The organism is Martelella mediterranea (assembly GCF_021021415.1).
Lineage (GTDB): Bacteria > Pseudomonadota > Alphaproteobacteria > Rhizobiales > Rhizobiaceae > Martelella > Martelella mediterranea_C.
The window spans coordinates 1-13,259 of the sequence record NZ_JAINWJ010000043.1 but is presented as its reverse complement, the minus strand read 5'-3'; the positions used below and the strand labels follow the sequence as shown (position 1 = coordinate 13,259).

Genomic DNA, 13,259 nt, shown 5'->3' with positions numbered 1-13,259 from the left:
CGGGTGACTCTGAGAGGACGTGAAACAGGGGAAGCCGTGCCCCGCCATACCGCACTCTAAAGAAAGGAACGGCATGTCTACCGTCACAGTCGATGCCATTATCGATGTTGTCTGCCCGTGGTGCTACCTCGGCAAGGCGCGTCTCGACAAGGCGATCAAGTCGCTGCCGGAAAACGTCGAGGTCGCCGTGCAATGGCGTCCGTTCGAGCTTGATCCGACCGTGCCGCCGGAAGGCGTGGACAATCAGGCGATGCTCGCCGAAAAGCTCGGCAGCGCCGAGCGGCGCGACGAGATGCATGCGCAGATAACGGCGCTCGGCAAGGAACTCGGCATCACCTTCCATTTCGACCGGATTCTGGTGCGCCCCAACACGCTCGACGCCCATCGCCTGCTGCTCTGGGCCCATACCGAGAGCATCGCCATGCAGAACGCGGTCGTCGACCGGCTCTACCGCGCCAATTTCGAGGAAGGCCGCAATATCGGCGACCACAAGGTGCTGGCCGATATCGCCGCCGAGGCCGGGATGGACCGGGAAATGGTGGCCAAGCTGCTTGAAAGCGATGCCGACAAGGAGATGGTGCGCGGCGAAATCGCCAATGCCCAGCAAATGGGCGTCAGCGGCGTGCCGTTCTTCGTGTTCAACGGCAAATATGCCGTCAGCGGCGCGCAGCCCGTCGAGGTGATGCAGCAGGCGCTGACGCAACTTGCCGTCGCCTGACCCGCGTTTGCGCGCGTTTCGGGAAATCGTCGAGGCCCGGCTGCCGGTCACGCCGGTTCCGGGCCTTTCCTCGCTCAGGCTCCATCTTGCCACCGAGACGAGCGGGCTCGGCAGGCTGCTTGTCGAACTGGACAGCGGGCTTTCACCCTATTGGGCACATGTCTGGGCCGGCGGGCTGGCATTGGCGCATCATATCGAAGCGGAGCCGGATTGCGTCCGTGGCCGGACCGTGATCGACTACGGAACCGGCTCCGGGCTGGCCGCGATCGCGGCGGCGAAAGCTGGTGCGCGCAAGGTGTTCGCCTGCGATATCGATCCGCTGGCGCTGGAGGCTGCTTCGATGAATGCCGCGCTCAATGGTGTGGAGATCGCTACGTGCCTTATCGAGCGGGAACGGAGTGGCTCCGTGCTCTCAGAGAACCTCAAGAAGCTCGCATATGACTCTTCCGCGCAGCCCCCCAATCTTCGCGCCCCGGAGGGGAGAGATGTCGCGAAAGCGACAGTGAGGGGGGAGTCCATCCCCGCGAACGCCCTCACGAGACGAGATGCCGCGCCACCCTCACTGCCCCTTTCGGGGCATCTCTCCCGCCAGCGGGAGAGAGTAGTGGGAGCAAGCGGCAACGCCCAATGTAATTCCCATGCCGCGAACCCGGAGCCCACAGTCGTGCTGGCGGGCGATGTTTTCTACGACCCCAAAACCGCCGAACAAACAATCGCCGCCCTCAGCACGCTCGCCGAAACGGGCGCGGATATCCTGATCGGTGATCCCTTCCGGGACCATCTGCCGCAACAGCACCTCGCGCTTATCGCGCGCTACGATGTCGCCGATTTCGCCTCGGGCGGCAAAGCGGCGACGGCCGGCGTTTTCAGGCTGCGGCGAGTTTCGACAGCTTGTTCATGATGATCGCCGCCTGGCCGAGGCGTTTGTCGGGCGTCGGCAGGTCGCGGTTGAAATAGATACTGTGGTCGGGCCGGATCTTGGCCGAAACGCTGTTTTCGGCGATGAACTGCACGAGGCCGGCAGGGTTCGGGAATTCACGGTTGCGGAACTGCACCACGATCCCCTTCGGCCCGGCATCGAGTTTCTCGACATTGGCGATGCGGCACAGCGATTTGATGAAGACGATCTTCAGCAGCGACTGCACCTCTTCCGGCATCGGCCCGAAGCGGTCGATCAGCTCCGCGCCGAAGCCGTCGATATCGGTCGCGTCGGTCAGTTCGCCGAGTCTGCGGTAAAGCCCCATGCGCAGGTTGAGATCCGGAACATAGCTTTCCGGGATCATCACCGATGTGCCGAGCGCGATCTGCGGCGACCAGTCGGAGCCGCCGGCTTCCTCGTCGCCCTTGGCCTCGGCCACCGCCTCCTCCAGCATCTGCTGGTAAAGTTCGAAGCCGACTTCCTTGATATGGCCCGACTGCTCCTCGCCGAGCAAATTGCCCGCCCCGCGAATATCCAGATCGTGGCTTGCGAGCTGGAAGCCCGCGCCAAGCGTATCGAGCGATTGCAGCACCTTCAGCCGGCGATCGGCGGTATCGGTCAGCCGCTTGTTGACCGGCAGCGTGAACACCGCGAAGGCCCGCGTCTTGGAGCGCCCGACGCGCCCGCGCAACTGGTAGAGCTGGGCGAGGCCGAACATGTCGGCGCGGTGGACGATCAGCGTGTTGGCGGTCGGCACGTCGAGGCCGGACTCCACGATCGTGGTCGACAGCAGCACGTCATACTTGCCGTCATAAAAGGCATTCATGATGTCTTCGAGCTGACCCGCCGCCATCTGGCCGTGGGCAACCGCCACCTTCAGCTCCGGCACTTCGGCCTGCAAAAAGGCCTGAACCTCCTCCAGATCGGAGAGACGCGGGCAGACATAGAAACTCTGGCCGCCGCGGAAATGCTCGCGCATCAGCGTCTCGCGGATCACCAGCGGATCGAAGGGCGAAATGAAGGTGCGCACCGCCATCCGGTCGACCGGCGGCGTGGTAATCAGCGACAATTCGCGCACGCCGGTCATGGCAAGCTGCAGCGTGCGCGGGATCGGCGTTGCCGAGAGCGTGAGCACGTGAACGTCGCTTTTCAGCTCCTTCAGCCGCTCCTTGTGCTTGACCCCGAAATGCTGCTCCTCGTCGATGATCAGCAGGCCGAGATTGGCAAATTTGATCGAAGTTCCGAGCAATGCGTGAGTGCCGATCACCACATCAAGCTTGCCCTCGGCAAGATCCTTCTTGGTTTGCGCCAGTTCCTTGGCGGGAACCAGACGCGACGCCTGCGCGACCTTGACCGGCAGACCGCGGAACCGCTCGGCAAAGGTCTTGTAATGCTGGCGCGCCAGAAGCGTCGTCGGCACAACGACGGCGACCTGAACCCCGTTCATGGCGGCAAGAAAGGCTGCGCGCAACGCAACTTCGGTCTTGCCGAAGCCGACATCGCCGCAGATCAGCCGATCCATCGGCCGGCCAAGGCCGAGATCGCCGCGCACCGATTCGATCGCGTTAAACTGGTCCTCGGTTTCCTCGTAGGGGAAGCGGGCGGCGAACTCGTCGTAAAGCCCCTCCTCCGTCGCCAGAACGGGCGCGAAACGCGTGGCGCGCTTGGCGGCAATGGCGATCAGGTCGTCGGCCATGTCGAGCAGGCGCTTCTTCAGCCGCGCCTTCTTGGCCTGCCATGCCCCGCCGCCCAGCCGATCGAGCGTCGCCTCGGCGGCATCCGAGCCATAGCGCGACAGCAATTCGATGTTTTCGACGGGCAGGAACAGCTTGGCATCGTCGGCATATTCCAGTTCCAGGCAATCGCGCGGCGCGCCCGCCGCCTCGATCGTCCTCAGCCCGATAAAGCGACCGATACCGTGCTCGGCGTGAACGACCAGCGAGCCCTCATCGAGCCCGGAAACCTCCGCAATGAAATCGCTCGCCTTGCGACGGCGGCGGTTCTTGCGGATCAGACGATCGCCGAGAATATCCTGTTCGCCGATGACGAACAGATCGCCGGTCTCGAACCCGCCCTCAAGGCTCATCACCGCGCTGGCCGCTTCGCCCCGCCCAAGCTTTTCGACTTCGGCCAGAGCGCCTATCGGTTTGATCTTCTCTAGCCCGTGCTCCTTCAGCACCTGCAGCAGCCGGTCGAGCGAGCCTTCCGACCAGCCGGTGATCAGCACCTTGCCGCCGCCAGCGCGCTTGTCGGCGATGTGGCGTACCGCCTGTTCGAACACATTGGTGCGGGCGTCGTCATCGCGCGCCTTGGCCTCGGACGCCCAGCGCGGGCCGGCATGTGCCTCGAGTGCAATCACCGGCTTGCCGACGCTGGAAGCCTCGTTGAACGGCGACAGCCGGATGGACCGGACGGCATCGAGGCCGGCCGAAAACGCCGTGTCGTCGAGATAGAGCGTATCCGGCGGAACGGGCTTGTAGGGCGCACCGCCGCGCGCGCCGCCCATATTGGTGCGTCGGGCCTGATAATAGTCCTCGATCAGAGCCGCGCGCTCGGCGGCGGCCTCGCGGGCGGTGTGATCGACGACGACGCTGAAACCGCCGAGATAGTCGAACATGGTTTCCAGCCGCTCGTAGAACAGCGGCAGCCAGTGCTCCATCCCGGCATAGCGCCGTCCCTCCGAGACTGCCTGATAGAGCGCATCGTCTCGTGTCGCCGCGCCGAACATGGAGAGGTAATTCTTGCGGAACCGGGCGATATTGTCATCGCCAAGCGTCACCTCGCTCATGGCGTTGAGCTCGAGCGACTTGACCGTGCCGATGGTGCGCTGGCTTGCGGCATCGAAGGCGCGGATGGTTTCCAGCGTATCGCCAAAGAAATCGAGGCGCACGCCGTTATCCGCGCCCGGCACGAACACATCCAGAATGCCGCCGCGCACCGCATATTCGCCGACGGCCCGGACGGTCGGCACGCGCTCGAAGCCGGCATCGGCAAGGCGGTGCACGATGGCGTCCATGTCGATCACCTGCCCGGCGCGGGCGGAAAAGCCGAGCGAGGCGACGATCTCGCGCGGCGGCAATTTCTGCAGCATCGCGTTGACGGTGACGAGAATGATTGCCGGATGCGGCTTTTGCGCATGGGCGACAAGGCCTGCAAGCGCCGAAAGCCGGCGCGCCTCGGTATCGGCCCCGGGCGAAACCCGGTCATAGGGCAGGCAGTCCCAGGCAGGCAGAGTGAGCACCGGAATATCGGGGGCCACGAAGCCGAGCATCTGCTCGAAATCGGCGATCCGCTGGCCGTCGGAAAGCACATAAGCCACCGATTGCCCGGCCCGCGCCATTTCGGCCAGCACAAACGGCTCCGTGCCCGGCACGGCATTGGCGATGGTCACCGCACCGCTCAGGCTTTCGAGTTTCTTCGGGTTGAATCCGGAAATCATGGTTTTCGCCCGTTTCAGGCGTTCTTCTCGACCGGATCGAAATCCGGCCGGTAGGCGGCGATGCTTTCAAACAGCTTCATGCGCAGATGTTCCGGCACGGGCGAAGCACCATTGATCCAGGCAATCAGGTCGGCGTCTTCCTCGGCCATGATCGTCTCGAACTGGTCCAGCGTCGCATCGTCCATATCGGCGATATTGTCCTCGGCGTATTGGCCGAGGATCAGGTCCATTTCGCGAATGCCGCGGTGCCACGCGCGAAACAGCATGCGCCGCCGCCGCGGGTCGAGGTCGGCGCTGGTGCGCTTCAAACCGGTCATTTCGATACCTTCTCTGTTGATTGGCCTCTATAGCGGCTCGTTTCGCGCTTGTCAGCCTTGCCAAAGCCGTTCAGCGGGTACATTTCAAAAATATGCGACCCGCACTGCTCGATCCCCTGTTCGCTCCGGCTTCCTCGCTCGCGGGGATCGGGCCGAAACTTGCCAAGCTGCTGATGAAGCTGACGGGCAGCGAGGACGAGGCCCGCGTCATCGATCTCGTGTTCCATGCGCCGACCTCGGTGATCGACCGGCGGCTGAAGCCGGGCATCGCGCATCTGCCCGAAGGCGCGATCGTGACGGTGGAAGGCCGCGTCGACCGCCACCAGCCCGCCCCTGCCCGCTCCAACACGCCCTACCGCGTCTATCTCCACGACGAGACCGGCGAACTGACGCTGACCTTCTTTCACGCCAAGGCCGACTGGCTGGAAAAATCGCTGCCCGTCGGCGAGACGGTGGTGGTGAGTGGTCGCGCCGAATGGTTCAACGGCCGCCCGACAATGGTGCATCCCGACTATATCGTGCCGGTCGAGAAAGCCGACACGCTGCCGACGGTGGAGCCGGTCTATCCGATGACGGCGGGCCTCTCGGCGAAAATCCTGCGCCGGTCGATCGAATCGGCGCTCGCGCGCGTTCCGGTGTTTCCCGAATGGATCGATCCCGCAATCGTCGCGAAACAGGGCTTTCCGACGACCGGCGAGGCGCTTGCCGCTCTCCACAATCCCCGCGACGAAACCGATATCGAGCCGCAGGCCCCCGCGCGCCGCAGGCTTGCCTATGACGAGTTTCTCGCCGGCCAGCTTTCGCTGTCGCTGGTCAGAAGCCGGATGCGCAAGGCCAGGGGCCGGCCGGTGCGGGCAACGGGCGTGCTGTCGGACAAGGTGCGCGCCGCCCTGCCCTTTCAACTCACGGAAGGCCAGCAGCAGGCGGTGACGGCGATCCTCGAGGACATGTCGACGGAAACCCGGATGCTGCGCATGCTGCAAGGCGATGTCGGCTCCGGCAAGACCATTGTCGGCCTGCTCGCCATGCTGGCCGTCGTCGAGGATGGCGGCCAGGCGGTGCTGATGGCCCCGACCGAAATCCTGGCGCGCCAGCATTATGAAGGCATCGCCGCCCTTGCCGAAAAAGCCGGCGTGACCGTCAGCCTCTTGACCGGCAAGACCAAGGCGCGAGAGCGCAAGGAGATCGAGGCGAAGATCGCCAGCGGTGAGGCAAAGATCGTGATCGGCACCCACGCATTGTTTCAGGACAATGTTGCCTATCACGATCTCAGGCTTGCGATCGTCGACGAACAGCACCGTTTCGGCGTCCATCAGCGGCTCAGGTTGACGGCCAAGGGCATGGCGCCGCATCTTCTGGTGATGTCGGCAACACCAATACCGCGCACGTTGGTGCTTGCGGCCTTCGGCGATATGGATGTCTCCAACCTCACCGAGAAACCGGCCGGGCGAAAGCCGATCCAGACGGTCACGATCCCGCTGGAGCGGATCGGCGATATCGTCGGCCGGCTGCGCGATGCGCTGGCCCAAGGTAAGAAATCCTACTGGATATGCCCGCTTGTCGAGGAATCGGAGGCGGTCGAGCTGATGTCGGCCGAGGAACGCTATGAAACGCTGGCAAAGGCGCTCGGCCCCGACAAGGTCGGCCTTATCCATGGCCGGATGTCGTCCGCCGACAAGGACGCGGCGATGGAGGCGTTCCGCTCGGGCGAGACCCGCCTGCTGGTCGCCACCACGGTGGTGGAAGTGGGCGTCGATGTGCCGGACGCCTCGATCATCGTGATCGAACATGCCGAGCGCTTCGGCCTTGCCCAGCTTCACCAGCTGCGCGGGCGCGTCGGCCGCGGCGACGAGGCCTCCTCCTGCATCCTGCTCTACAAGGGACCGTTATCGGAGATGGGCCACGCCCGGCTCTCGGTGCTGCGCGAAAGCAATGACGGCTTCCGCATTGCCGAAGAGGATCTGAAACTGCGCGGCGAAGGCGAGTTGCTGGGCACCCGCCAGTCCGGCATACCAGGCTTTCGCTTCGGCAGCCTTGAGGCCCATGGCGACATTCTCGCCATCGCCCGCAAGGACGCCGGCTATATCGTCAGCAAGGATCCGGAGCTAAAGAGCGAGCGCGGCGCGGCGCTCAGAACCCTGCTCTATTTGTTCCGCCGCGACGAGGCGATTCGGTATCTGAATGCGGGGTAGCGTGGTCCACGCCTCGCCTGCCTGATGTTCTCTCCCCTATCAGGTGTCACCCTCGGACTTGATCCGAGGGTCCAGGCGGTGTTCTCCGTATTGCCTGGATGCTCGTGTCAAGCACGAGCATGACCCATGAGAGGGCGGCGGTTTCAGCAAAATGTGGCGACCGCCACAACGGCTTCTCGGGGCGCGTGAAACAGCGCCGGACGAGCTGACCGATAGCCTACTCCGCCGCATCCCGCCGCTCGCCCGCATCCGCCGGCGCGTCGGGATCGCCGCCTTCGGTCTTGGCGTCGAGGTCGGGGAAGGCCACGACGCGTTTGCCGCCGGGCTCGGTGTGCAGCACGATCAGGCCCTGCTCCTCGAACCAGTCGAGAAAGCGGCGGGCGCGGCGGGCGGAATGGGTGCCGTAAGCGCGCGCGATCGTCGCGTCGGAGGGGCATGGCTCGCCGGTAAGGGCTGCCTTGGCCAGCATCAGGAAAACGCCCTGAAGGTCATCGGTGACATGCGGCGTCAGCGACAGCGCCATCTGCCAGGCCTCGCTTTCGGCCATCGCATCGTCAACGCCGGAGCGGGCGACCGCCAGCCGGCGGCGGAAATCGGACATGGAGAGCGGTGCGCCGGATATCCGCTTCATGCGACCGCGCATCAGGAAATCCTGGTAAAGCTCTGAATCCGAACGGAAAGCCGATTCCTTGCCGTCCGCGATTTCGGCCAGGGTCATGGTGATCCAGTCCTCCCGCTCCTCGTCGGTCATCGTGTTCGCGCGCGGGCCGCGCGGCTCTGGTGCTGCATCGGCGGATTGGGAGAGCTGGTCGATGATATCCACGGTCGGGCGCGGGCGCGGCGTCACCCGGCGCGGCGCGCTCGCCTGCCGGGCCAGATCTTCCGGATCGGGGGTGAAGATCAGGTCGTCGACATCCTCCGGCTTGTCGGGCAGCGGCATCAGCTTGGGGCTGGAGGAGCGTGCCGAGGTTTCCACCGGTCCGATGATCACCTTGAGCGGGCGGCGCGACAGCGCTGGACCAAGCGCCACGAAATTGCCGCGCTTGAGGTCGCGGAACTGCTCGGCCTGGCGGCGGTCCATGCCGAGCAGATCGGCAGCGCGCGCCATGTCGATATCGAGAAAGGTCCGCCCCATCAGGAAGTTCGAGGCCTCGGCGGCGACGTTCTTGGCAAGCTTGGCCAGCCTCTGGGTGGCGATCACGCCGGCAAGCCCGCGCTTTCTGCCCCGGCACATCAGATTGGTCATGGCGCCGAGCGATTGCCGGCGCACCTCTTCGGGCACCTCGCCGCCGCCGGTAGGTGCAAACATCTGGGCCTCGTCAACGACGGTCAACACCGGATACCAGTGGTCGCGATCGGCATCGAACAGCGCGTTGAGGAAGATCGCGGCGGTGCGCATCTGGTCCTCGATCTCGAGGCCTTCGAGCGTCAGAACGCAGGAGACGCGGTGCTGGCGGATGCGGTTGGCGATGCCGATCAGCTCGCCCTCGGAGCGCTCGCCATCGACCACGACATGGCCGAAGGCATCCGACAGCGTGACGAAATCGCCCTCGGGGTCGATCACCACCTGTTGCACCCATTTGGCCGATTGTTCGAGCAGGCGGCGCAGGAGGTGCGATTTTCCGGAGCCGGAATTGCCCTGCACCAGAAGCCGGGTCGCCAGCAATTCCTCGATATCGAGACTGGCCACGTCACCGGTCGATGTCGTTCCCATATCGATGTCGACTTGCACTTCGCCTTCACCTTCGTTTTGGATGGATTTGTCGGAGCCTGCCGGAGGCTTGCGGACGCGAATATCCGCCTGGCCCGCTATAGCAGGTCGGTGCGGGCGCGGTCGTGCCGCGGCGGGCGTTACCCACAGCTTTCCGCCTCATGCGACGATGCGCAGCACCGCCGGATCGATCGCGAATGTGGCGGCAAAGCCCGCCTGCCCTTCCCGCGTCAGCGTCAACGCCCGGCCATCCCGCGCCGGGCGCAGCCAGTGGCGCTCGCGGCAACGCGCAAGCATGGCGGCGCCCAGCCAGCCGCCGATATGGTGGCGACGCTCGCTCCAGTCGAGACAGGTGCGGCACAGCGCCCGCCGGCTTTTCCGGGCATCTTCGAGCTGCACCCCGAACTCGCAAAGGAAAGCCCGGCCCTTCTCGGTTACCAGCCCCGCCGGGCCGTCGAATTCCAGGCATCCCGTTTGCACCAGCGAATCGGCAATGCCGACGGCAATCGCGCCGGCCATGTGGTCGTAGCAGGTGCGTGCCACCCGCATCGCCTCGTCCTTCGGGCCGGTGGGGCGATAGCGCGCCGGACCAGCCGCCGAAAGCAGGCTCAGATGCTCCAGCGTCTCGGCCACATCGGCGGAAGCGAGCCGGAAATAGCGGTGCCTGCCCTGTTTTTCGACCGCCACCAGCGCGCCATCCACAAGACGGGCCAGATGGCCGCTCGCGGTCTGCGGCGTGACGCCGGCGACGCCGGCAAGCTCGCCGGCGGTCAGCGCCTTGCCGCCGAGCAGCGCGGACAGAATGTTCGCCCGCGCGACATCGCCGATCAGGGCAGCGACGGAAGCGAGCGTGTTTGCGGAAACCGTGTTTGTCATGGGCCCAAACTAGCACCGGGGACACGCGCCGTCATCGCCGATCGCTTCGGTCACGACCGAAACAAAGGGCGAGACGGCGGCATAAACCTTCCCGAAAACGAGAGGACACCCCCATGACCGACTCCGCCCCGGCCCGGAGCCTTGCCCGCTTCAGCGCCATCCGACGCGCCGCCGGGCTTATGATCAACACCCTTTTCATCCGCTGGCCGCAGCGGCGGCGCCAGCGGATGGATCTGCTTGAACTATCGGACGACCACCTGAAGGATATCGGCGTCACGCCGGCGGAGGCCCGCAGGGAGGCCGGCCGGCCATTCTGGGACTGAGCAGCCGTGACGCCCTCAGTCTATTGGCCGCTCGCCCTCGCCCTTTGCGGCCAGAAAGGCCGCAAAGGCCCTCAACGTATCTTCGGAGACATGGTGTTCAATGCCCTCGGCGTCGAGTTCGGCCGCTTCCGCCGGCACACCGATGGCCAGCAGCAGATCGTGCACGATCCGGTGGCGTTGCCGCGCCTTTTCGGCCATCGCCTCACCCGCCGGCGTCAGGAACACGCCGCGATAGGGCCGCGAGGTCGCAAGCCCCTCGCGTTTCAGCCGCGCCACCGCCTTGGTGGCTGTCGGGTGGGCGACCCCCATGGAACGGGCGATATCGGCGATCCGCGCCTCGCCGTGTTCGGTCATCAGCTCGGCGATCAGCTCGGTATAGTCTTCCAGAAGCGCGCTCGCGCGCTCGGACCGCGCCTTGGAGAACCGGTCGGCGGCGTCGCAATCAGATGGTTTTTGATCGTCGCTCACCGGTCACTCCTTGAAATGCAGGATCAATCTGTAGCCGAGGGTAAATTGTTGTCTTGTTCTTGTATCCGGTGGCGGCCGACAAGGCAAATCGCCATTCGCGGACGGCCTTGATCGCGCCATGATAACGACGATTGACAAAAATGTAGCCTAGGCTATATTTTTAATAATTCCAAACTCGTCCAACATGTCTCGCCCCATGACTGATCTGACAACCAAGCGCCGCTCGCTCACGGACAGGACCAATACGGCCATCGAGCAAGCGCTCGCCTCCGGGCGGGTGCGGCCGAAATCGGCCCTGCTGTTTGTCGGCCCGGCGGTGATCGCCGCGATCGCCTATGTCGATCCGGGCAATTACGCCACCAATATCCAGGCCGGCGCCGGTTATGGCTACACGCTGCTCTGGGTGGTGCTGTTCGCCAATCTGGTCGCCATGCTGTTTCAGGCGCTCTCGGCCAAGCTCGGCATCGTGACCGGGCGCAATCTGGCGGAAGTCTGCCGCGACGAGTTTTCCAAACCTGTCGTTATCCTGCTCTGGATCGTCAGCGAGATCGCGGCGATGGCGACCGATCTGGCCGAGTTTCTCGGCGGCGCGATCGGGCTCGCGCTGCTATTCAACATGCCGCTGATGGCGGGGATGGGCGTTACCGCCATCGTCACCTACGGCATTTTGCTGTTCGAGCGCCGCGGTTTCCGGCCGATGGAGCTGATCATCGGTTCCATGATCGGGGTGATCGGGCTTTGCTACATCATCGAGCTTTTCATCGCGCCCGTGGCCTGGGGCGAGGCGACGACGGGCCTTATCCGCCCAGCCATTCCCGATGCCACGGCGCTGGCGATTGCCGTCGGCATTATCGGGGCCACCGTCATGCCCCATGCGGTCTACCTCCATTCCGGCCTCACCCAGCACCGGGTCGCGGTCAAGAACGAGACCGAACGCCGCCGGGTGCTGCGGTTTTCCAATATCGAAGTGGTGGCGGCGCTCGCGGTGGCGGGCGTGGTCAACATGGCGATGGTGATGATGGCCGCCGGCGCATTTCATAAAGGCCACAGCGAGGTCGCCGAAATCGAGACCGCCTACCATATGCTGACGCCCCTGCTCGGCGGCGCTGCGGCGGCCGTCTTTCTGATCTCGCTGATCGCATCGGGCATTTCCAGCTCCGTTGTCGGCACCATGGCGGGGCAGATGATCATGCAGGGTTTCGTCGGCTTCCGGATCCCGATCTGGCTGCGACGGCTGATCACCATGCTGCCGGCCTTCGTGGTCGTCGCCCTTGGCGTGAACGCCACCCAGGCGCTGGTCGTCAGTCAGATCATCCTCTCGATCGCGCTGCCGGTGCCGATGATCTCCCTGGTGATCTTCACCCGCAACCGCAAGATCATGGGCGAATATGCCAATGGCCGCCTGATCGGCGCGCTCGCCATCCTCGCCGCGATCGCCGTGCTCAGCCTCAACTTCATCCTGCTCGCCCAGACCTTCGGCGTGCCGATCCCGGGGCTGGCGGCCGGGTGAGGCCTTAAAGCCCGTTGATCCACATCTTCAGCCTTGCCCCTTCGCGGGCCAGGAGCTCGGGGTTGCGGGCGTTCTGCGCCAACAGCGATGCGCCTTGCAGCGATGACTGCAGTTGCAGCGCCAGCGCCTCGGCATCATCGCCATGGCCCATTTCGGCGAACTGTTCCGCCATCCATTCCATTGGCGCGGCGAGCAGCGGAAAGGCTTCCACCGCCGCCCTGTCGCCGGCCTTCAGAAGCTCCGCGCTCAACGAACCCGCGGGGCAGCCTCTCAAGGCGATCTCTCCGGTATTGCCGACGGTCTTGTTGACGAAAGCGACGAGCCGGGCCTTGGGCGACGGCAATTCGGCCAGTTCCGTTTTCAGACTCTCGAACTGGCCCTTATGGTGGTCGAGGATCGCGGTGGCGATGTCGTCCTTGGTCTTGAAGTAATAATAGACATTGCCGAGGGGCACGCCGGATTCCCGCGCGATATCGGCGATCGTGGTGCGGGTATAGCCCTGCCGGTAGGCAAGGTTGACCGCCGCCTCCACCAGCCGCTCGCGTTTTGACATGTCTTTCCTGGTCATTCCGGCCTCACCCTGCGGCATTGTTTGCGCTCTGGCTCATATGAGCCCTCAACTTGCCTGCCAAGCCGACTGTGTTCCAATCGGCGACGGCTCAAACTTATGAGTTGAGTAACTAACTTATATAAGTTGGTCAACTCACTAATACATTGACTTAAGAGAATGCGGCCGCCCTCTCCCCCTGTTCTGCGTCATCAACTCTGTTGTTCTTGATGGTCCCT

The 13,259-nt window shown here is 64.4% G+C and carries 11 protein-coding genes; 5 read left to right on the top strand and 6 right to left on the bottom strand.

Translation table 11 applies throughout. From position 1 onward, the window contains the following. The first annotated feature begins 73 nt into the window (after positions 1–73). Complete coding sequence (locus K7H91_RS19525; protein WP_230721893.1) at positions 74–718, top strand: DsbA family oxidoreductase; 645 nt, start codon at positions 74–76, stop codon at positions 716–718. Then, entirely contained in the window at positions 705–1,619 is a 915-nt protein-coding gene (locus tag K7H91_RS25750) for a class I SAM-dependent methyltransferase (protein WP_330166023.1), read from the top strand. Before K7H91_RS19525 ends, K7H91_RS25750 begins: the two co-directional genes overlap by 14 nt. On the opposite strand, the gene mfd is transcribed toward K7H91_RS25750, so the two are convergent. Both mfd and K7H91_RS19510 read right to left on the bottom strand, forming a co-directional pair. After that, complete coding sequence (mfd, locus tag K7H91_RS19515; protein ID WP_230721892.1) at positions 1,585–5,076, bottom strand: transcription-repair coupling factor; 3,492 nt, start codon at positions 5,074–5,076, stop codon at positions 1,585–1,587. The genes K7H91_RS25750 and mfd overlap by 35 nt on opposite strands. Before the next feature lie 14 nt (positions 5,077–5,090). Next, positions 5,091–5,393, bottom strand: coding sequence for a succinate dehydrogenase assembly factor 2 (locus K7H91_RS19510; RefSeq protein ID WP_018063308.1), 303 nt, complete (start codon positions 5,391–5,393; stop codon positions 5,091–5,093). A gap of 92 nt (positions 5,394–5,485) precedes the next feature. On the opposite strand from K7H91_RS19510, the gene recG reads away from it, so the two are divergent. Continuing rightward, complete coding sequence (gene recG / locus K7H91_RS19505) at positions 5,486–7,585, top strand: ATP-dependent DNA helicase RecG (RefSeq protein ID WP_230721891.1); 2,100 nt, start codon at positions 5,486–5,488, stop codon at positions 7,583–7,585. A 217-nt stretch (positions 7,586–7,802) separates the two neighbouring features. Here the strand turns inward: recG and K7H91_RS19500 are convergent, their stop codons facing one another. Both K7H91_RS19500 and K7H91_RS19495 read right to left on the bottom strand, forming a co-directional pair. Then, complete coding sequence (locus K7H91_RS19500) at positions 7,803–9,317, bottom strand: ATP-binding protein (protein WP_230721890.1); 1,515 nt, start codon at positions 9,315–9,317, stop codon at positions 7,803–7,805. Positions 9,318–9,455: 138 nt separating this feature from the next. Continuing rightward, a complete protein-coding gene (locus K7H91_RS19495; protein ID WP_230721889.1) occupies positions 9,456–10,172 on the bottom strand; it encodes an ArsR/SmtB family transcription factor in 717 nt (238 codons plus the stop codon). Between the two features lie 113 nt (positions 10,173–10,285). Between K7H91_RS19495 and K7H91_RS19490 the strand changes: the two genes are divergently transcribed. Then, positions 10,286–10,495 carry a DUF1127 domain-containing protein gene (locus K7H91_RS19490; RefSeq protein WP_230721888.1) on the top strand — a complete coding sequence of 70 codons (210 nt, stop codon included), beginning with the start codon at positions 10,286–10,288 and terminating at the stop codon, positions 10,493–10,495. A gap of 15 nt (positions 10,496–10,510) precedes the next feature. Here the strand turns inward: K7H91_RS19490 and mntR are convergent, their stop codons facing one another. Continuing rightward, positions 10,511–10,963 (bottom strand): manganese-binding transcriptional regulator MntR, encoded by a 453-nt coding sequence (gene mntR / locus K7H91_RS19485; RefSeq protein WP_230721887.1) that lies wholly within the window; start codon positions 10,961–10,963, stop codon positions 10,511–10,513. 196 nt (positions 10,964–11,159) lie between these two features. On the opposite strand from mntR, the gene K7H91_RS19480 reads away from it, so the two are divergent. After that, a complete protein-coding gene (locus K7H91_RS19480; protein WP_230721886.1) occupies positions 11,160–12,473 on the top strand; it encodes an Nramp family divalent metal transporter in 1,314 nt (437 codons plus the stop codon). A 4-nt stretch (positions 12,474–12,477) separates the two neighbouring features. Here the strand turns inward: K7H91_RS19480 and K7H91_RS19475 are convergent, their stop codons facing one another. Further along, the gene (locus K7H91_RS19475; protein ID WP_230721885.1) at positions 12,478–13,026 is read right to left on the bottom strand and encodes a TetR/AcrR family transcriptional regulator; all 549 of its coding nucleotides are present in this window, start codon (positions 13,024–13,026) and stop codon (positions 12,478–12,480) included. Between the last annotated feature and the right edge of the window lie 233 nt (positions 13,027–13,259).